The organism is Pedobacter sp. (genome assembly GCF_045628745.1).
Lineage (GTDB): Bacteria > Bacteroidota > Bacteroidia > Sphingobacteriales > Sphingobacteriaceae > Pedobacter.
Window position 1 is genome coordinate 1 of the sequence record NZ_JAZQPU010000275.1, and the last position, 21000, is coordinate 21000.

The window sequence follows — 21000 nt, forward strand, 5'->3', positions numbered from 1 at the left end:
TAGCATCCGAAAACACTTCATTGCCAGTAAAATTGATTTCATGAACTTTTACCTTATTCCCTTTATCTACATTTACCTGTAAGATCACGCTATTTTCCTGGTTTTCATCAGGCAGGCTTTTGAAATCTACTTTAGTAAAAAAGTAGCCTTTCTCAGACAAGTACTTGGTGATGGTATTGGTCGTGGTGTTGTAAAGATTGTCGTTGACCACAGTTTTACCTGTTCTGGCGTTCAGCTTTTCAGTGATGTCAGTTTTTTGAGATTTACTCAAGCCCAACAATTGAAATGAACTTAAACGAGGACGTTCGGTTACTTCAATCTCGAAGTAAACAGTGTCGCCATCTAATTTGGTAACATCTAATTTTACATCGTCGAACAGACCCTGTGCCCAAAGGTTTTTTATGGCATTACCTGTAGCTTCACCAGGGAGGGTAATGGTTTCCCCTTTAATCAATTTAGACAAAGTAATGATTACTTCTTTATCCAAATGCTGTGCCCCTGTTAAGGTGGTACCGCCAATGATGTATTCTTTAGGGCTAAAATAATCCATGTTCAAACCATCGACCTTCAACGTTGGCGTTGCAGGGTTCGATGGTGGACGTGTAATCTGTGCCATTGTTGGTAACCCGAACAATAACAATAATATAAGTTGGTATATTCTTTTCATTTACGTTCTAAAAATCGTCGCTAAGTTATATTAAACACATGTTAAAAAGTGTTAAAAGTAAAATTAGTTCAGTTGTTCACTAATTTTACCAAAGCGTCTTTCGCGTTTTTGGTAGTCTACAATCGCTTCAAACAAGTCTTCCTGCCTGAAGTCTGGCCATAAAGTTTCGGTAAAATACAATTCGGTATAAGCCATTTGCCACAGTAAAAAATTACTGATGCGGTGTTCACCGCTGGTCCTGATCATGAGTTCAGGGTCGGGCATACCATGTGTGGTAAGCTGTGCAGAGAAATCTGATTCTTTAATGTCGTTGACATCAATTTTCTGATCAATAACCTGTTGGGCAAGTTTCCTCGCAGCCTCTGTAATTTCCCATTTGGCGCTGTAACTCAAGGCGAGTGTCAACGTACAACGGGTATTATTGGCTGTTTTATCCATCGCACTTTTCAGGTCATCAATACATTTTTGCGGCAGCGATTTTAAATCACCTATCGCATTTAATTTGATATTATTTTTGGTAAGCCTTGGTGTTTCCTGGTTGATGGTAGAAATAAAAATCTCCATCAGCGCATTCACTTCTTCAATCGGACGGTTCCAGTTTTCTGTAGAAAAGGTATAAATGGTAAGGTATTTTATGCCAATATCAGCACATCCCTCCACAATATCTTTTACAGAAAGCACACCATTCTCATGACCAAAAACCCTGAATTTCCCCTGATTTTTCGCCCATCGGCCATTACCATCCATTATTATTGCAATATGCTCAGGTAAACGCGTAAGGTCAATTTGTTCTTTAAATCCCATCTAACTATATGAAAATGATCCAAAAAAGTATAAACATTTTCGGGACACAAAGGTAAAATTTTCTATGATTAATAACTTATATATCTGTAAATGATGCTAAAAGATAGCGCAATTTCTGCATAAAAAGGTGTAAGACACCCCTACCTGGGTAAACATATAGGTATCCCGGGGTCTGGAATCGCCTCTTTGGGTCCCAATCCTTGCAGGATCTTGTGAAGGGTTCGACAAAAAGATGCGTTCTTCATTACCGTCGGTAATGCGTCTGTAATTGCTGCTCACATCATCAAGGTAATCTGTAAAGGCGGTTCTATAACCCATCTGGGCAAAAAATGTGAGGTTCGACTGCACCTTAAATTTTACACCACCGCCATAAGGAATGGTCAAGGCGTAGTTTTTATAAGGATAGTATTGGTTTTCGGTACGGTAGAGCCTTAAAAACTTCACTTCATCGTTTACTTTCACCTTCGGATTGAAAATAAGGCCTCCAACACCGGTATAAAGGTAGGGTGTAAACTTGCGCTGGCCACCACCGGCAAAGAAATCAAGAAAGTTAAAATCTACCAGCACACTGGCTTCATGCATCGGGGTATAAAACTTCAATTGGTTATGCTCGCCCATGATCCGGCCATAGTTGTAATGAACGCCAACACTCCAATAAGGATCTAGGTTAAGCTTTGCAAAGCCACCAGCCGAAGGACCTGAAAGTTTAAGGGGTTGATTCTGATTTAAATCGCCAATGTATCCTGCTGCACCAGCACCTACACCAATTTCCCAATTCTGCGCTTTTACGCTGAGATTGCTGCAAAGCAGCGCTGCCAATAGAAATAATAGTCCGCCTCTATGTTTCATTAATGAGTTAATTTTAAAGGTAATGCGATGATGCTAGTAATTTCGGGTATCTATGCCCCAAAGCAGTTTATTTCTCAGTGTTGTTAAATAACTTTCTTCGTTTAAACGAATGAGATTTAAATCAAAATGTGCCTTTTTAAGGGTAATTTTAACACTTCGGTCAACTGTCTCTGTTCTTGAGTCACAAGATACAAGGAATTTAGCACTTCGCGCTTCCACTTCAAAAGTTAATGAGATATCGTCAGGAATAACAAGTGGTCTTACATTTAAATTATGTGGTGCTACCGGGGTAATGACAAAGCTTCGTGAGCTTGGGTAAATAATAGGCCCCCCGCAGCTGAGGGAATAGGCTGTGGAGCCTGTCGGCGTAGCAATAATAAGCCCATCTGCCCAGTAAGAATTGATAAATTCGCCATTCATGTAAGCATTGATGAGCATCATGGCAGAATCGTCACGGCGGTGAATGGTGATGTCATTTAAGGCAAAATTCTCTCCATCAAACAAGTTGTTTTCAGATTCTACACGCAGCAGGCTACGTTTGTCTAAAGAAAACTGACTGTTCAACAAGGCATTAATGGCAACGCGAATTTCATCTTTGTTAACGCTGGCCAAAAATCCCAGACGTCCAAAATTGATCCCTATTACTGGAATGCCAGATTCACGAACAAAGGCCAGGGTATCTAACAGCGTGCCATCGCCGCCAAGGCTAATCAATACGTTGGCCTGCCCTAACAGTTCTACATTATTTTTAAACCTTTTAACGGTAGAAGGTAAAGCTATTTTATCAGCAATAAACTGGTAGAAGTTTTCAAATACAAGGGTTTCTATCTGATGCTCTTCAAGGATATGGAAGACTTCCTGGACATAAGGTAAAACAGTATTGTTAAACTCCCTTCCATAAATTGCAATTTTCATTCTGTGTTTTTGTTTTTAAAGGTAATGAAGAGTTCAAAAAGCAGTTTTAATTGTAAATAAGCTTTTTGATGTTTTCATTCTGTGTTTTTGTTTTTAAAGGTAATGAAGAGTTCAAAAAGCAGTTTTAATTTCCATAAAAAACTGTCCTTAAACATTAAGGAAATTCATGAAAGAGTTAAACCTGTCTTCAGTACCCTGATCGGTTGCCTTATTGTTAAAAACAGCCTTCACCTGGTAATCATAACGTTCAAAAGAAGAGATGATGCCAGAAAGCTCTGTTTTATTTATTTTTAAAGTAACCTCAAGTTTCGTTGAATCCGGGAAGGATTGCACATAAGAGGAAAGAATCTGCGCATTGTCTGCTTCGACAATCTGTGCCATGTGGGCTAATGAATTGTTCCTGTTGCTAATTTCCAGCACTATGATGCCACCGGCTTCTTTCACGGCAAATATCTCTGAAGTATAGGCAATAAGGCTGTGGATGGAGATCATGCCCAAAAAGTTCTTGTTGTAATCCATTACAGCTACGACAGACAAATTGAGCTGGTTAAACAACCTGATCACATCATACACATGGGCGTCTGGATATACAAAGGAATTTAACAATTTCACTGATGCGTCGCCTAAACTCAGCTGTGGATTTCTGATCTCAATCAGGTCCTCCTCGGCCACTAAACCAATAAAGAGGTTATCTTTTATAACCGGTAAATGGAAGAGTTTAAAATCAGAGAGGCGTTCTAAAGCTTTCTGCACTGTGTCAGTACTCCTTAATGGAGGAATCGAGGACGATATCAGTGCAGAAGCATACATTATTTCAGCAATATTCTATTTAAAAATTTATTCAAATATTCATTAAATATCTCAGGTTGCTCCATCATAGGGGCATGCCCGCATTTATCTACCCAGTTAAGTTCTGAATTGGGTAATAAGTCATGAAACTCATCTGCCACATCAGGCGGCGTCACCTTATCCTGCATTCCCCAAATTAAAGAAACCGGAATAGTGATTTTCGACAAATCTTTAGACATGTTATGTCTGATGGCCGATTTTGCCAAAGCTAGTATCCTGATGACCCTTGAACGTTCATTAACCGTTCTGAAAACTTCATCAACTAATTCTTTGGTTGCTGTTGCAGGATCGTAAAAAGTATAAGCTGTTTTTTCTTTAATATAATCGTAACTTTCTCTTTTAGGAAATGACCCTCCAAAAGCATTTTCATATAAGCCAGAACTACCTGTTAAAACTAAAGCTTTTACCTTTTCCTGGTGCGAAATAGTAAATATTAAACCTACATGACCACCAAGAGAATTACCAATTAATACAACCTGATTCAACTTTTTGAACTTCAGGAAACGATAAACATATTTAGACAAACTCTTTACCCCTAAAGTTAATAAAGGTAATTCATATATCGGCAAAATAGGAACAATTACTCTATAACGGTCTTTAAAAAAATCTATCGTGTGTTCCCAATTACTCAATTCACCCATTAGACCATGAAGTAATACCAGTGTTTCCCCCGCCCCAGCTTCTATATACTTAAAACCATTATCTTCTATTACTTCGTATTTCATATTTCTTTTTGGATGTGCTACTAAGTTAGTAGACATATGTTAATTAAAGGCATCGGTGACTCGTTTTTTTTAAAAAAACTACAAGATGTTAATGTTTAACACAATTTATGCCAATTGTGCCTTAACTATTTCAGCAATTAATTTTCCATCTGCTTTACCTGCTAATTCTTTATTGGCAAGGCCAACCACTTTGCCCATATCTTTCATAGAGCTGGCACCGCTTTCCTTGATGATAGATAGAATGATAGCCTCAACTTCTGCTTTATCTAATTGTTTCGGCAAGAAATTTCCGATCACTTCAATTTCTTCATCTTCTACTAGTGCTAAATCTTCACGCCCCTGTTGTTTATAGATATCAGATGATTCTTTGCGTTGTTTAATTAACTTCTGAAGAATTTTTAATTCAGCATCTTCTGTTACTTCTTCTGAAGAACCTTTTTCAGTTCTTGCTAATAGTAAAGCTGCTTTAATCGCTCTTAAGCCTCTTAATTTTGCCGCATCTTTAGCAAGCATTGCTTTTTTAATTTCCTGATCTATTGTAGCTGATATCATATCTTAATTTTTATTGATTATAGTGGCTGATGCCTGTGCAGTTGGCATAATCAGCATGTCATTGATGTTTACATGCGCCGGTCTACTAACGGCAAACCAAATGGCATCAGCAATATCCTGAGCCATTAAAGGTTCAAACCCCTGGTATACTTTTTTAGCACGTTCTTCATCGCCCTTGAAACGAACGATGGAAAATTCTGTTTCTACAGCTCCGGGGTTAATGGCCGTAACTTTAATGCCATAAGGCAAAAGATCTAAGCGCATCCCCTTGTTTAAGGCATCAACCGCATGTTTGGTGGCGCAATATACATTTCCATTAGGATATACTTCCTGACCTGCAATAGAACCTATGTTAATGATGTGACCACTGTGATGCGGGATCATCCAGTTAGAAACGATTTTCGATACATACAGAAGACCTTTAACATTGGTATCAATCATGGTATCCCAATCGTCGGTGTTTCCTTTATCTATAGGATCCAGGCCCTGGCTTAAACCTGCATTGTTAATCAGCACGTCTACTTTTTTCCATTCCTGGGGAAGCTCTTCCAAAAGTGCCTGAAGTTGTGTTTTATCTCTCACATCTACTACCAAAGGCATCACCGGTACCAGATATTGTGCTGCCAGCTGTGCAGAAAGCTTCTGTAACCTGTCGGTACGTCTGCCTATTAACACCAACTGGTAGCCTTGTTGAGCAAATAAAGTGGCGCAGGCTTCTCCAATTCCGGAGGTTGCCCCCGTGATTAACGCAATTTTAGCGGTCATAGCATCTATATTATGCCACAAAAATAGGACTTTTTAAAGTTGAACGTTACTGTATATATAAACTAAATGTAACATTTCGCAACATCAGCTTATCGATGGGTTTAGAAAAAACGCTATTTTCCTGTTGGAGGATGCTATTGAAACTTGCCGAATATTTAATTTCAGGCGACAACTTAAAATACCTGAAGTAAAGATCAAGACCCAGACCGGCTTCATAAGAGACATAGCTTCTTTTATTTTTCAGCATTTTCTCAAAAGCAATCATCTCGCTGTCATCGCTACGCTTTGACGACGAAATATCAGCACTGTACTTCAGTCCGCCGGTTACGTAAGCACCAAAATAGCCGCGTTGATCTGATTTAAGTTTTATACTTAAGGGAAGTTCCACCAGTGAAGCCTGTACTTTACGGTCCTTGCTGTAAACAGGATCTCCAGTAGAATTGACATCAAGCACATGGTGGTAACTATAAGTGAGTATCCGGTCTGCAATGGTCAGCGTTGGCACGAACCTAAGTTCTGCATTGGATCCTAAACCTTTACTTACACCCAGGCCTATGGCAAAACCATAAGCTTCTGGCGACCGCATATGAGATAAATTTGGTGAAAGAGGCACATTATTTTCCATTAATTGTGTGGCCCAATCCGCTGTGGGCGTCACTTTATATTGTGAAGTAACGTACTGTATAGTATACGTAAATTGTATAGCCTCGGGATTATCGTTTCCTTTCCAATATTGTGCTTGAGCAGCAGTGCAGTAGATTAAACAAGAAAACAATAAGTATACGTATCTCTTCATACCAATAGGGTTTATTCAATTAGGCAACTAACAATAATAGCGCCCTAATTACAGGTTATTTCACACCTGTATAAATGGAACAGATACCAAAAGTCAGCGAGACATGCTTGGTCGTTTTAAAACCTACGGTCTTCATCAGGCTGGTAAATGCAGGTCCATCAGGAAAGGCAGCTACCGATTCTGGAAGATAGGTATAAGCACGGGAATCTTTAGAAAACATTTTCCCAAAAACAGGAAGGATATGTTGAAAATAAAAATTGTAGCCCTGTTTTACTGGAAACTGCTTTGGTTTAGAAAACTCAAGGATAACAATTTTACCACCCGGTTTAAGCACACGAAACATATCAGACAATCCTTTCTGCAGGTTCTCGTAATTACGCACGCCAAAAGCCACAGTAATGGCATCAAACTGGTTATCTGAAAACTGTAATTTCTCCGAGTCGCCCTTTTGAACGGTAAATACACCCCCTAAATTGCGTTCTTCAATCTTTTTGCGCGCCATATTCAGCATGCCTTCAGAAATATCTACGCCAATTATCTTTTCAGGTTTCAGTATTTTGATGGCCTCAAAGGCAAAATCACCAGTACCGGTGGCAACGTCAAGCATTACCCTAGGTTTTAGGGCTTTAAGCTCCCCTATCGCCTTTTTACGCCATATAATATCTATCCCCAGGGATAAAAAATGGTTTAAAAAGTCGTATGTTTTCGATATATTGTTAAACATATCTGCCACCTGTTCTTTCTTGGTAGCTGATTTTGATTGGTATGGTGTTATTTTTTCATTCATGGTTGTGCTGCAAAGATAAGTATTGTTGAAAACTAATTTTCTACCTTTGTAAAATGATTATAAAATCAGCAACTTTCATTTGTAGCAATACAAAACTTGCTCCCTTACCGGTGGCCAATATGCCGGAATATGCCTTCATAGGACGTTCAAACGTTGGAAAATCCTCTTTAATCAACATGCTGGTTAACCAGCATGGACTGGCAAAGACATCGCAAAGACCGGGTAAAACCCAGTTAATCAACCATTTTTTAATCAATGAGAAGTGGTATATTGTAGATTTACCGGGCTATGGTTATGCCAAGGTGTCTAAAAACAGCCGGGAGAAGTGGGAGAAATTTATCCGTAACTACATCACTAAAAGAGAAAGTCTACAGTGTGTATTCGTGTTGATAGACAGCCGACTGGAGCCACAGAAGATTGATATTGAATTCTGCTGCTGGTTAGGAGAATGTCAGGTGCCCTTCGCATTGATCTTTACTAAAGCCGATAAACAATCTGCCCCTAAGACAGATCAGAATGTGGCGCAATTTAAAAAAGCACTTTCAGGTTGGTTCGAAGAGATCCCTCCATACGTAGTAAGTTCTGCAGAAAAAGGCCAGGGAAGAGATGAAGTATTGAAGTTTATTGATGATATTAACCGTGATTTCGTGATGCCTATATTGGCACCAAAAGAAACACCGGAATATTAGTTCGAGTATAGCGTATAAAAAATGAAGAAATATTTTTCGCTTGTGCTTTTTGCACATTCCGTGTTTGCCCTGCCTTTTGCTTTAATAGGCTTCTTTCTGGGCATCATTACAACCGATGCTCCTTTTCAATGGCATTTATTGGTACTGGTGGTGTTGTGTATGGTCTTTGCCCGTAATTCGGCAATGGCTTTTAACCGCTACCTCGACAGAAATATTGACAGCAAAAACCCAAGGACTAACATGAGGGATATCCCTGCAGGTAAAATTTCTGCAAACGAGGCCCTGATCTTCGTGGTGCTCAACTGCATCCTCTTTGTCATTACAACGGCATTTATCAATAACCTATGCCTGTACTTATCACCCATTGCTTTATTTGTGGTGTTATTTTACAGTTATACCAAACGCTTTACAGCCTTGTGCCACATGGTATTAGGCTTGGGTCTTGCCTTAGCCCCTATTGGCGCCTATATTGCCGTTACCGGTCAATTTAATATTGTGCCTTTATTGTTCTCTTTTGCCGTGTTATTCTGGGCCAGTGGCTTTGACATTATCTACGCTCTGCAGGATGAAGGTTTTGATAAAGACGAAAAATTACATTCCATCCCCGCAGCGCTGGGTTCTAAAAATGCACTCCGCCTGTCGGTATTACTCCATGTTTGTTCTGCCCTATGTGTAATGCTGCCTCTTTATTTTGTGCCTTTCAGCTGGCCTTATTATATAGGTGTTGCTTTCTTTTGTTGCGCCTTGATTTACCAGCACCTGTTGGTTAAACCTAATGACATCAGCAAGGTCAACAAAGCTTTTGCGACTACCAATGGTTATGCATCGGTAATTTTCGCTATTTGCTTTTTAGTAGATGCCTATATCAGAACTAATTTCTAAATTTAACAACTATGATCGATTTAACCATACCGAAAAAGACCAGGAACTATATTCCCCAACATTTAGAAATGAAGTGGGCTAATTTAGAACCGCTGTTCAATGAATTATTGGCTAGGCAAATTGATGATGTTATAGCCCTTGAAAATTGGCTTAAAGATAAAAGCGAACTGGAGGCAGCCTTAGAAGAAGACTTCGCCTGGCGCTATATCAAAATGACCTGCGATACGGCAAATGAAGCATTGGTGAAAGATTTCCAATACTTTGCTACAGAAATAGAACCTAAAATTGCGCCCTTCTCTAACCTGTTGAATCAAAAACTGGTAGCGAGTGCTTTTATTGACGAGCTTGATGAAGATAAATACTTCGTTTACCTGCGCGGCGTAAGAAAAGCATTAGAAATTTATAGAGAAGAAAATATAGAGCTGTTTACCAAACTTCAGGTTACCCAGCAGCGTTACCAGTCTATTACTGGTGCCATGAGTGTAATGCTCAACGATCAGGAATATACCTTGGAGCAGGCGGCCAACTTTTTAAAAGACACCAATCGATCGGTTCGTCAGGAAGCATGGGAAACCATCCAAAATCGCCGCATGGTGAATAAAGATGAGTTAAACATTTTGTTTGATGAATTAATTGTGCTCCGTAACCAGGTAGCGCTAAATGCAGGTTTTGAAAATTACCGCGATTATATGTTCCAGGCATTAGGCAGGTTTGACTACAGCCCGCAGGATTGTTATGATTTTCACCAGGCTATAGAGCAGGAGATTGTGCCTATCCTTAAAGAACAAGCAGATCAGCGTGCCCAATTATTAGGACTGGAAACTTTAAAACCATGGGATCAGGAAGTGAGTACTTCGGGAAAACCAGCGTTGAAACCCTTCAAAGACGGACAAGAACTGGTTGACAAAAGTATTGATTGTTTCAATGCCATCGATCCTAAACTGGGACAAATGCTTTCCACCATGAAAGCGAATAACCTGTTTGATGTAGAGAGTCGCAAAGGTAAAGCCCCGGGTGGTTATAATTACCCATTGGCAGAAACCGGCGCCCCTTTTATTTTCATGAATTCGGCTAACTCATTGAGAGATTTAACCACGATGGTTCACGAAGGCGGACATGCAGTGCACACCTTTTTAACGGCCAATTTAGAGTTAAACGATTTTAAGCATTGTCCTTCAGAAGTAGCCGAATTGGCTTCCATGAGCATGGAGCTGATCTCTATGGACCACTGGTCTGTTTATTTCGACAATGAAGAAGATTTAATCCGCGCCAAGAAAGAGCAACTACTTGACGTGTTGAAAACCCTACCCTGGGTAGCGGTTATTGATAAGTTCCAACATTGGATTTATACCAATGTAGGACATAATGCTGCCGACCGTGAAGAAGCTTTCAAACAAATATATACCACTTTTGGTGCTGGTTTCTCAGATTGGGAAGGTCAGGAAGCCATTTTTGGCAATATCTGGCAAAAGCAATTGCACCTTTTTGAAGTTCCATTTTACTATATTGAATATGCCATTGCCCAGTTAGGTGCTATTGCCATATGGAAAAACTTCAAGGAAAACCCGAACAAAGCCTTACAGCAATACCTTGATGCATTGGCTTTAGGCTATACCAAACCGATGAACGTTATTTACGAAACAGCGGGTATAAAATTCGACTTTAGTGTGGATTATGTAAAAGAGCTGGCCTCTTTTGTAAAAGATGAACTTGATAAATTAGCTTAAACCGATTAACCAAACTATATGCTCGAAAAGCTACTCAGAAAAAAGTCCATATCTAAGATTCTCGCGGATGCAGAAAAAGGATATGGAGACCACGGACCAAATCTTCACAAAACACTTGGTGTAAAAGACCTCACCGCCTTTGGTATTGCGGCCATTATTGGTGCTGGTATTTTCAGTACCATTGGTAAAGCCAGTGCTGATGGAGGGCCGGCAGTAATCTTTCTATTTATTTTTACGGCCCTTGCCTGTAGCTTCGCCGCTTTTGCCTATGCTGAATTTGCGTCTATGGTTCCTGTTTCAGGCAGTGCTTACACCTACTCTTATGTGGCCTTTGGCGAGTTAGTAGCCTGGATCATCGGCTGGTCGCTCATTATGGAATATGCCATCGGGAACATCACTGTAGCCATTTCCTGGTCTGATTATTTTACAGGTCTCCTCTCTTCCATCCGCATACCCGCCTTAAACATCAATGGCATTCATGTTCCAGATTGGATGACAATGGATTACCTCAGTGCTTATAACGGTCATCAACATGCCCAATCCTTGTTAAACGCAGGAAAAAGCTTTGCCAATTTAGATGAGGCTACCCGTTTGGCTAACAACGCATGGCTTACGGCACCAAGAATAGGCAGTTTCCATTTAGTGGCAGACCTTCCGGCTTTATTCATCATCATTTTCATTACCTGGTTAGTTTACAGGGGTATGAAAGAATCTAAAAATGCAAGTAATGCCATGGTGGTGGTTAAACTTGCCGTAATTTTACTGGTGCTATCCGTAGGTATATTTTATGTAGATACCGCCAACTGGCACCCTTTTGCCCCTAATGGTGTAAGTGGTGTTTTGAAAGGTGTATCTGCCGTTTTCTTTGCCTATATCGGTTTTGATGCAATTTCTACAACGGCCGAAGAGTGTAAAAACCCACAAAAAGATTTACCGCGCGGTATGATGTGGGCTATTATCATCTGTACCGTATTATATGTTGCCATCGCCCTTGTGTTAACAGGTATGGTTAACTACAGCCTTTTGGCCGTTGGCGATCCATTAGCCTTTGTTTTTGATCAGGTAGACCTTAAAATAATGAGTGGTATTATAGCTGTAAGTGCTGTTTTTGCCATGGCCAGTGTATTGCTGGTTTTCCAAATGGGCCAACCAAGAATCTGGATGAGCATGAGCAGGGACGGATTATTGCCTAAAGCATTTTCAAAAATCCATCCTAAATACCAAACGCCATCCTTTGCAACTATTGTGGTGGGTTTTGTTGTGGCCATCCCTTCCTTATTCATGAACCTTACTATCGTAACAGATTTATGTTCTATAGGTACCTTATTTGCCTTTGTGCTGGTTTGTGCCGGTGTATTGGTTTTACAAGACAGACCTGATGTGCAAAGAGGAAAGTTCAGGATCCCTTATGCCAATTCAAAATACATTATTCCAGTATTATTTGTGGTGATGCTGGTTATAGCATTTACCAAATACAAAACGGAAAGCAGCAATTTCTTATTCAACAAAGCAAAAGTATATGACCCAATCAGCTTTGTGACCTCTTTAGATGGCGCAGAGTTAAAATCGGTGCAAAATCAAATTGTAGAAATGCAGAGCAGGATAAACATCATTGAAAGAAACCCTGATGCAGAAGCTTACTTAGGAAGTTTAGATGAAGCCGCTTACCAAAAGTTTGTTGATGCCTCTTCTGTCGATGCCGTTAAAAAATACAATACCGGCTGGAGTTTGTTTATGCACAAAATTCCAATGTGGATCTTTCTGATCCTTTGCGGAATAATCGGGTACTATTGTGTGGTTAAAAACTTAAGTTTAATTCCTGTCTTGGGTTTAATCAGCTGTTTATATATGATGTGCGAACTGGGCATTTCTAACTGGATTGGCTTCGGCATCTGGCTGGTTATTGGCCTGGTGGTTTATTTCCTTTACGGTTATAAACACAGCAAGCTGAACCAGGAAGTTCAATAGCACAGGCGCTAATTTTTAAGACTTAAAAACAGCCCCATTAATCGATTTAAATTAAAAAGCTCAAACATTCTCATCAAATGTTTGAGCTTTTTTTGGTTTAAACCCGCTCCATAAAAGTAAAAACCTAGCCTGCATTAGTTCAAGTCTTATCAGCTTTAAAGGCAATTTCTAATTCGGAATCCTGTTCAACTCAATCTCATCTGAGGCTACGAAAATCAAAGGAACCTTCTCTACATCTACATAACTAGACTCCAAGCCAAAGCCACGTTCTTCAGATAAGCTTAACTTTTTAAGGATAAAATAATATTGCAAGATAGAACTTTCATAAAAACTAAGGGAAGTGAATTTCGACAACTGTTTCTCCAGCAACACAAACCTGAAATCGCCTACAATTTTATGCTTTTTGAGGGAAGTATACTGACTGGTAATATCTACCTCGCCATTTTTAACCAGGTCTTCCACCACTTTACGGTACAAGAGGTTTACCCTTTGTTCTTCACGGAAACCTAAACGGAAATCAATCCGGATCAATTTCCCCGGGATCAGGAATTCAACTTTATAGTCGCTCGCAAAAGGCTCATCCACCACATCCACATGCACCAGCCAATAAATATCAGCACGTTTAGGTTGTTTTTGCAAGATGGAATAGATAATTTTAGATTCTATCTCCGTTTTAAAGTTCGCACTGGTGAGGTACACCAGTTGAGAGGCGTATTTGGGCACAGATTGATCACTGCTGAGCTCTTCAATAATCTGGAAATAATCTTCGATCTCCACATATTTAATATAGCGGTTTTTAATTTTCCGGGAAACATACCAGCTCCACATCACGGAGAACAAGGCTGCCCCTATTAATAAAGTTACAAAACCACCGTGGAAAAACTTAGTCATGTTACCGGCAAGGAAGGCAAGCTCCAGCAGACCGTAAATGATAATGAAGATGGCAATGATGTAACGTGGCACTTTTTTACGCCACATGTAAAAAGCAACTAAAATGGTAGTGGACAAAAAGGTAAGGTTTATAGCGAGGCCATAAGCACCCTCCATGTTGATAGATTTTTGGAAAATGAGCACTACACCAATACAACCGGCACAAAGCAGCCAGTTGATAGAAGGCACATAAATCTGTCCTTTTTGGTTACTAGGGTAATTAATGCGCACTTTAGGCCATAAGTTGAGGCGTACCGCTTCAGAGATTAAGGTAAAAGAGCCGGTAATCATGGCCTGACTGGCAATAATAGCTGCAATGGTGGCCAGGGCAACCATGGGCAGCAAATAGGCCGACGGCACAATCTGATAAAAAGGATTTAAAGCATCGTCATATTTTGGATGCTGCAGCAACCATACACCCTGCCCAAGGTAATTTAAAATTAAGGTAAGCTTTACAAAGATCCAGCTGATCCTGATGTTGGCCCTTCCACAATGGCCAAGGTCAGAATATAAAGCCTCTGCACCTGTGGTACACAAAAATACACCTCCTAAAATAAGCAGAGCCTCTGGGTTGGTGGTTAATAAATGATAAGCATAATAAGGGTTTAGTGCTTTAATAATGGTTACATCCTGCACAATATAAAACAGGCCGAGGGCACCTAAAGTAGCGAACCAAAAAAACATAATCGGACCGAATAATTTGCCAACTAAACTGGTTCCAAATTGTTGTATCACAAAAAGGCATACGATGATACCGATGACCACAGGAATGACCTGGAACCATGGAAACTTTACCTGCAATCCTTCGATGGCAGTGGTTACTGTAATGCTGGGGGTAATAATGCCATCGGCCAGCAAGGCGCAGCCACCAATAATGGCCGGTATAACGAGCCATCTGGCTTTTTTACGGACCAGGGAATACAAAGATAAAATGCCTCCTTCCCCTTTATTGTCTGCTCTTAAGGTAATAACCACATATTTAATGGTGGTTTGCAGGGTGAGGGTCCAGATGATACATGATAAGGAGCCTAAAACTACCAGGGGGGTAATGGCCTGGCCGGCATCACTAATGGTATTGAAAATAGCACGAAGTGTATACAGAGGCGAGGTACCTATGTCTCCATATACAATTCCTAAACTAATGAGTAAGCCTGCGGCAGATAATTTGTGAATCCTTTTAGGGTCTGACACTTTTTGAATGGATAAAACGGTGTGTATTTTTGTTAAATATTGTTAAATATTGTCTTTTAAACAAATTCTTACAATTCTTTGTTTTTTAATCTCTACTTTTGTTTAAGCCAAATGAATAGACGATCACATATAACGCTTCTTCTTCTTACTTTATGCATCATCTGCATGAGTGTTTTTGGAAGTGACCAAGTTTTCGCACAACGGATGGATAGTATTAACTATTCCATGACTCAAAAGAAGACCACAAAGGTCAACAACACCCCACAGATTCGTACTAATATTAAATCTTACCGTCCTTATTTCGGCTTTATCCCTTATAACACTTTTTTAACCAGCGCAAGTACTGCAACTTCCATTAAATACGATAAGATTCTTACCGTATTAAAAGTTTACCCTAATCCTGTTGAAGACCAGATCAATATTATGCTTCGTTTAGAACGCGAATCATTGTTATCTATTAAGATTATGGATTTATTGGGCAATGAAGTGATTACTTTGGCAAACGAGCGTTTTCCATCGGGCGAAATCACCAAAAGCTATACCTTCCCTACGCGTTTAAACAGCGGTATTTACTTTCTTAGAATTGTTGCCGGTGCTGAAACCAGTGTAAAACGCATCTCCGTTTTATAGATTTCTATTTTTTCTTTCCTATTTTTACGAAAAAACATTTATTGATGAAGATTATTGCCATTGGTCGCAATTATGCTGCGCATGCCCAGGAATTAAACAATCCAGTACCCACCACCCCGGTTATTTTTATGAAACCTGATACGGCCTTATTAAAGGACAACAGGCCCTTCTACATCCCAGATTTCTCTAACGACATCCATTATGAACTTGAAGTAGTGCTTAAAATCTGTAAAGAAGGAAAGCATATACAGGAAAAGTTTGCCGCTAACTATTATGAAGAAATTGGCCTGGGTATAGATTTCACGGCCAGGGACATCCAAAGCCGACATAAAGAAAAAGGCCTACCCTGGGAGCTGGCTAAAGCGTTTGATAACTCTGCTGCCATCAGCAATTTCATCCCTAAAGCCAATGCAGGCAACCTTTACGACATCAATTTTGAGCTGCAAATCAATAAAGAAAGTCGCCAGCAGGGCAACACCAAAAATCTGCTCTTCTCTTTTGAGTACATCATTTCTTTTGTATCACAATACATTACCCTTAAAAAGGGAGACCTTATTTTTACAGGTACCCCTGAAGGAGTTGGCCAGGTTCTTGCCGGAGACCATTTAGAAGCGACGTTAAATGGCGAGCAGCTTTTGAATTTCAATATAAAATAATTTTAATGGTTAAAACGTATACAGTACTCCTTCTAATCTTAACATCTACCTTTTTTTCTGCCAAGGCACAATTCCTCTTCAGCACTAATAAATACCCATTAGTAGATTTCAGGCCACCGCTTGATATTGTGCCGCCAGCTTTGTCGGGTTCTTTTGGCGAAATCCGTGGCAATCACTTTCACTCTGGAATGGACTACCGTACCAACCAACGTGAAGGCTATCCTGTATTTGCCGTTGCAGATGGTTATGTTGCCCGGGTAAGGGTACAGAATAGTGGTTTTGGGCAGGCCGTATACCTCAACCATCCCAATGGTTATACCACCGTGTATGGGCACCTGCAGCGTTTCAATCCTAAAATAGCACAACGCATAGAACAATTGCAGTATGCAAAGAAAACCTTTGAGCTTGATGAATTTCCAGCGCCTACCCTTTTGTTAGTTAGAAAGGGAGATGTAATTGGTTATTCTGGTAACAGGGGCAGCTCCGGCGGTCCGCACCTGCATTTTGAAATTCGCGATACGAAGACTGAGGCCACTATCAACCCGCAGCTATTTGGCTTAGACATCCCAGACAATATTCCCCCGGTAATTCATTCGATGTATGTTTATCGCTTAAACGAAAAGCCTTTTAGCGATTTGACGCCTAAGCAATATTATGATGTGCAAGGAGCAGATGGGAACTACAAACTCAACCAGGTGAATACACTCACTATTGGTGGCGAATTTGGCTTAGGGATTATTGTAACCGATAGGCACAATGGCGCATCAGGCAGCAATGGTGTCTATTCCATCCAGCTGGATGTTGATGGAGAAACTGTTTACATCTCGGCAATGGAAAAATTCAGCTTTGAAAACAGCAAGGCTGTTAACTCCCATATCGACTACCCTACCTATATGACCAACAAGCGCACTATACAGAAAAGCTTTGTTGACCCCGGTAACCCTTTGCAAATCTATTACCACCTCAAAAACAGGGGTCGAATTTCCTTTACCGACCAGGCGCTGCATGAACTGAAATACACCATTACTGATAGCAAAGGTAATGTGAGTACACTACAATTTAAAGTACAGGCCGACAGTACCGCGGTTATTAAAACACCAGAAGGCCCTGCAGGCATCTTATTTCCCTACAACCAGGTGAACGAGTTTAGCAATAACGATGTTAAAGTGAGCATTCCGCTGGGCAGTTTATACGATGATGTAAATTTTGTTTACGCCACCAAGCCTAAACCTGCTACCAATGCTTACTCTGCCATCCACCAGATTCATAATGCTTATACACCCTTGCATACAGGATTCGATCTGTCTATAAAAATCACTTCAGACCTGGTGCCTTACCTCAGTAAAGCATTGATTGTGAACACCAACCGTGCTGCACAGGGAGGAGAATTTGATAATGGTTACATCAAAGCAAGGGTGAGAAATTTTGGGAGTTTCTTTATTGCCATTGATACTGTGGCCCCTACTATTAGCCCCCTTAATATTTCGGCAGGAAAAAACATGAAGGGCATCAGTAAAATGAGTTTTAAAATAAGAGACAACCTTTCAGGACTTAAAAGTTTTAATGGCTATATTGACGGCCAATGGGTATTGATGGAGTTCGACAGCAAAACCGCAACATTATGGCATTCTTTTACCTCGCGTACTGCGCCGGGTAAGCATACGTTAAAGTTGGTGGTTGATGACATGAAGAACAATAAAAAAACATTGAACCTTGATTTTTACAGATAAAAAATTAAACAATGAGCATACCAGTTGAAGGACAAAAAGCGCCAGATTTTACCGCCAACGACCAGCAGGGTAATCCTGTTTCTTTAAGTCAGTTTGCCGGTAAAAAAGTAGTACTTTATTTTTATCCCAAAGACAATACACCGGGTTGTACTGCTGAAGCATGTGATTTCCGCGACAATTACCAGGGCTTAACCGCACAGGGCATTGTGGTGTTAGGCGTAAGTGTGGACGATGAAAAATCTCACCAAAAGTTTGTTACCAAGTTTGAACTTCCCTTTACCCTTATTGCCGATACCGACAAAAAAATTGTGGAGGCTTATGGCGTATGGGTAGAAAAGAACAATTATGGCAAGAAATACATGGGCATTGCCCGTAAAACTTTCCTCATTGATGAGCAGGGAACCATTACCCATATCATTGACAAAGTAGATACCAAAAATGCTACAGCTCAGGTTCTAGCGCTTTTAAAATAAACCAGATATCAACAAGCAAATAATTACATTTGCTGTATTAACCCATTTCGTATTTAATGAAAAAGACAATCAATGAATTAGAAAATATTGCTTCTCAAGTAAGAAGGGATATTGTAAGAATGGTTCATGGATGCCAATCCGGACATCCAGGAGGATCACTAGGCTGTGCAGATTTCGTGACCGCTTTATATTTTGAGGCCATGAATCACTCAACAGATTTTAACATGAACGGTATAGGCGAAGACTTGTTCTTCTTGTCTAATGGTCACATTTCTCCTGTATGGTATAGCGTATTGGCAAGGTCTGGTTATTTTGACCCTAGCGAATTAGCAACTTTCAGAAAATTAAATACACGTTTACAGGGCCACCCTACCACACATGAACACTTACCGGGAGTCAGGATTGCTTCTGGATCTTTAGGTCAGGGTTTATCAGTTGCTATTGGTGCTGCTCTTGCTAAAAAAATTAATAAAGATACTTCTCTTGTTTATACCCTGATGGGTGATGGCGAGTTGCAGGAAGGCCAAAACTGGGAAGCTATTATGTTTGCCCCACACAATAAAGTAGATAACTTAATTTCCACCGTAGATTATAACGGACAGCAGATTGATGGCCCTACAGAGAAAGTATTGTCCTTAGAAAGCTTGCAGGCTAAATTTGAAGCTTTTGGCTGGCATGTTATTACCTCTGATGGTAACGATATGGATAACATTGTTAAAGCGCTGCATTATGCTAAATCTTTAACCGGAAAAGGCAAACCAATTTTGAACTTAATGGCTACGCAAATGGGCAGTGGTGTAGATTTCATGATGGGATCGCACAAATGGCATGGTGTTGCTCCAAACGATGATCAACTGGCCGCAGCATTAGCGCAATTAAACAGCACTTTAACAGACTACTAAAAAGAATTGACGTGAGAAAAAAATATACATACACTGAAAAAAAAGACACCCGCTCAGGTTTTGGCGCCGGACTATTAGAAGCCGGAAAAAACAACCCTGAAGTAGTTGCACTTTGTGCAGATCTTGTAGGTTCTTTAAAAATGGAAGCTTTTATTAAAGAATTTCCTGAACGCTTTTTCCAGATTGGTATTGCCGAAGCTAACATGATTGGTATTGCTGCTGGTTTAACTATTGGTGGTAAAGTGCCTTTTACAGGAACTTTCGCTAACTTTTCTACTGGAAGGGTTTACGACCAGATTCGTCAATCTGTAGCTTACTCTAACAAAAATGTTAAAATCTGTGCTTCACATGCTGGCCTTACTTTAGGCGAAGATGGTGCAACACACCAGATTTTAGAAGATATAGGCTTAATGAAAATGTTGCCTGGAATGACGGTAATCAATACTTGCGATTACAACCAGACTAAAGCGGCAACAATTGCCATTGCAGAATATGAAGGGCCTGTTTACTTGCGTTTCGGCCGCCCGGTATTACCTGTATTTACTGATCCTGACCAGAAGTTTGAGATTGGTAAAGCATGGATGGTCAACGAAGGCACTGACGTAACGATTATTGCTACAGGACACATGGTATGGAAAGCTATTGAAGCTGGCGAGCAGCTTGCTGAAATGGGCATTGAAGCAGAAATTATCAATATTCACACCATAAAACCTTTAGATGAAGAAGCAATTTTGAAATCTATCAGAAAAACAGGTTGTGTGGTTACCGCAGAAGAACACAATAAATTTGGTGGACTTGGCGAGAGTGTGGCGCGTTTATTGTCTACGGAATTACCTTCACCACAAGAGTTTGTTGCAGTAAACGACAGCTTTGGTGAAAGTGGTACCCCAGACCAGCTAATGACGAAGTATGGTTTAGACACCATAAATATTGTTGAAGCGGCACAAAAAGTGATTAAAAGAAAATAAAAAGAACAATGAAGCAGGTTGAAGATGCAGAGATTATCGCTAAGTTCTCCCAGGAGAACACCCGGAATGAAGCCTTTAACCTGCTTTTAAATAAATACCAACAAAAAATCTACTGGCACATCCGCCGCCTGGTGATTGACCATGATGATAGTGACGACCTTGTACAGGATGTTTTTATCAAAGTATGGAAAAACCTGGAAAAGTTCAGAAATGATTCACAGCTATATACCTGGATTTACAGAATAGCGACCAACGAATCGATCACTTTCCTGAACAAGAAAAAGCAAAAAAACAATACCCCTTTAGACGAGGTTTCTGCAGAGCTTAAAGAAAGCCTGGTGGAAACATCTTATTTCAATGGCGACAAAGTAGAGCTGAAATTGCAACAGGCCATTTTGAGCTTGCCAGAAAAACAACGACTGGTTTTTAACATGAAGTTTTATGATGACCTGAAATATGAAGAGATTTCGGCCATCCTCGGTACCACGGTAGGTGCCTTAAAAGCATCATACCACATTGCCGTTAAAAAAATTGAAACTTTTATG

22 protein-coding genes are annotated in these 21000 nt (G+C 40.1%); 11 read left to right on the forward strand and 11 right to left on the reverse strand.

Annotated features, from left to right (window positions below):
* The 10 genes from ACR2F7_RS10320 to ubiE all read right to left on the reverse strand — a co-directional run.
* Positions 1 to 667, reverse strand: a 667-nt coding sequence (locus tag ACR2F7_RS10320; protein ID WP_432713490.1) for a POTRA domain-containing protein, incomplete at its 3' end; no start/stop codon positions are given.
* Between the two features lie 63 nt (positions 668 to 730).
* Entirely contained in the window at positions 731 to 1471 is a 741-nt protein-coding gene (locus ACR2F7_RS10325; protein ID WP_432713491.1) for an isoprenyl transferase, read from the reverse strand.
* Between the two features lie 96 nt (positions 1472 to 1567).
* Positions 1568 to 2320: a DUF6089 family protein gene (locus tag ACR2F7_RS10330; protein ID WP_432713492.1), complete on the reverse strand. Its 753-nt coding sequence runs from the start codon at positions 2318 to 2320 to the stop codon at positions 1568 to 1570.
* Between the two features lie 33 nt (positions 2321 to 2353).
* Positions 2354 to 3235, reverse strand: coding sequence for an NAD kinase (locus tag ACR2F7_RS10335; RefSeq protein ID WP_432713493.1), 882 nt, complete (start codon positions 3233 to 3235; stop codon positions 2354 to 2356).
* A gap of 147 nt (positions 3236 to 3382) precedes the next feature.
* Positions 3383 to 4045, reverse strand: coding sequence for a CBS domain-containing protein (locus ACR2F7_RS10340; RefSeq protein ID WP_432713494.1), 663 nt, complete (start codon positions 4043 to 4045; stop codon positions 3383 to 3385).
* Complete coding sequence (locus ACR2F7_RS10345; protein WP_432713511.1) at positions 4045 to 4809, reverse strand: alpha/beta fold hydrolase; 765 nt, start codon at positions 4807 to 4809, stop codon at positions 4045 to 4047. Before ACR2F7_RS10345 ends, ACR2F7_RS10340 begins: the two co-directional genes overlap by 1 nt.
* A 105-nt stretch (positions 4810 to 4914) precedes the next feature.
* Complete coding sequence (locus ACR2F7_RS10350; RefSeq protein ID WP_432713495.1) at positions 4915 to 5361, reverse strand: GatB/YqeY domain-containing protein; 447 nt, start codon at positions 5359 to 5361, stop codon at positions 4915 to 4917.
* 3 nt (positions 5362 to 5364) lie between these two features.
* A complete protein-coding gene (locus ACR2F7_RS10355; RefSeq protein WP_432713496.1) occupies positions 5365 to 6126 on the reverse strand; it encodes an SDR family oxidoreductase in 762 nt (253 codons plus the stop codon).
* Between the two features lie 46 nt (positions 6127 to 6172).
* Positions 6173 to 6922: an outer membrane beta-barrel protein gene (locus ACR2F7_RS10360; protein ID WP_432713497.1), complete on the reverse strand. Its 750-nt coding sequence runs from the start codon at positions 6920 to 6922 to the stop codon at positions 6173 to 6175.
* Positions 6923 to 6977: 55 nt separating this feature from the next.
* The gene (gene ubiE, locus ACR2F7_RS10365; protein ID WP_432713498.1) at positions 6978 to 7709 is read right to left on the reverse strand and encodes a bifunctional demethylmenaquinone methyltransferase/2-methoxy-6-polyprenyl-1,4-benzoquinol methylase UbiE; all 732 of its coding nucleotides are present in this window, start codon (positions 7707 to 7709) and stop codon (positions 6978 to 6980) included.
* A gap of 53 nt (positions 7710 to 7762) precedes the next feature.
* Here ubiE and yihA point away from each other — a divergent pair, with 53 nt between their 5' ends.
* Genes yihA through ACR2F7_RS10385 form a run of 4 tightly spaced genes read left to right on the forward strand, consistent with a single transcriptional unit; the run spans position 7763 to position 12975 of the window.
* On the forward strand, positions 7763 to 8398 hold the full coding sequence (yihA, locus tag ACR2F7_RS10370) for a ribosome biogenesis GTP-binding protein YihA/YsxC (RefSeq protein ID WP_432713499.1): 636 nt from the start codon (positions 7763 to 7765) through the stop codon (positions 8396 to 8398).
* A 21-nt stretch (positions 8399 to 8419) separates the two neighbouring features.
* Positions 8420 to 9280, forward strand: a complete 861-nt coding sequence (locus ACR2F7_RS10375) for a UbiA-like polyprenyltransferase (protein ID WP_432713500.1) — start codon at positions 8420 to 8422, stop codon at positions 9278 to 9280.
* 11 nt (positions 9281 to 9291) lie between these two features.
* On the forward strand, positions 9292 to 11007 hold the full coding sequence (locus ACR2F7_RS10380; RefSeq protein ID WP_432713501.1) for a M3 family oligoendopeptidase: 1716 nt from the start codon (positions 9292 to 9294) through the stop codon (positions 11005 to 11007).
* An 18-nt stretch (positions 11008 to 11025) separates the two neighbouring features.
* Positions 11026 to 12975: an amino acid permease gene (locus ACR2F7_RS10385; protein ID WP_432713502.1), complete on the forward strand. Its 1950-nt coding sequence runs from the start codon at positions 11026 to 11028 to the stop codon at positions 12973 to 12975.
* A gap of 168 nt (positions 12976 to 13143) precedes the next feature.
* Here the strand turns inward: ACR2F7_RS10385 and ACR2F7_RS10390 are convergent, their stop codons facing one another.
* Complete coding sequence (locus ACR2F7_RS10390; RefSeq protein WP_432713503.1) at positions 13144 to 15096, reverse strand: KUP/HAK/KT family potassium transporter; 1953 nt, start codon at positions 15094 to 15096, stop codon at positions 13144 to 13146.
* A gap of 165 nt (positions 15097 to 15261) precedes the next feature.
* Between ACR2F7_RS10390 and ACR2F7_RS10395 the strand changes: the two genes are divergently transcribed.
* From ACR2F7_RS10395 to ACR2F7_RS10425, 7 genes are all read left to right on the forward strand, one after another.
* Complete coding sequence (locus ACR2F7_RS10395) at positions 15262 to 15726, forward strand: T9SS type A sorting domain-containing protein (protein ID WP_432713504.1); 465 nt, start codon at positions 15262 to 15264, stop codon at positions 15724 to 15726.
* A 44-nt stretch (positions 15727 to 15770) separates the two neighbouring features.
* Positions 15771 to 16382: a fumarylacetoacetate hydrolase family protein gene (locus ACR2F7_RS10400; protein ID WP_432713505.1), complete on the forward strand. Its 612-nt coding sequence runs from the start codon at positions 15771 to 15773 to the stop codon at positions 16380 to 16382.
* Positions 16383 to 16387: 5 nt separating this feature from the next.
* Positions 16388 to 18112, forward strand: coding sequence for a M23 family metallopeptidase (locus ACR2F7_RS10405; protein ID WP_432713506.1), 1725 nt, complete (start codon positions 16388 to 16390; stop codon positions 18110 to 18112).
* 11 nt (positions 18113 to 18123) lie between these two features.
* Positions 18124 to 18585, forward strand: coding sequence for a thioredoxin-dependent thiol peroxidase (gene bcp / locus ACR2F7_RS10410; protein WP_432713507.1), 462 nt, complete (start codon positions 18124 to 18126; stop codon positions 18583 to 18585).
* A 56-nt stretch (positions 18586 to 18641) separates the two neighbouring features.
* Positions 18642 to 19487, forward strand: a complete 846-nt coding sequence (locus ACR2F7_RS10415) for a transketolase (RefSeq protein WP_432713508.1) — start codon at positions 18642 to 18644, stop codon at positions 19485 to 19487.
* A gap of 11 nt (positions 19488 to 19498) precedes the next feature.
* Positions 19499 to 20455, forward strand: a complete 957-nt coding sequence (locus ACR2F7_RS10420; RefSeq protein ID WP_432713509.1) for a transketolase family protein — start codon at positions 19499 to 19501, stop codon at positions 20453 to 20455.
* Between the two features lie 8 nt (positions 20456 to 20463).
* Positions 20464 to 21000, forward strand: a 537-nt coding sequence (locus ACR2F7_RS10425; protein WP_432713510.1) for an RNA polymerase sigma factor, incomplete at its 3' end; no start/stop codon positions are given.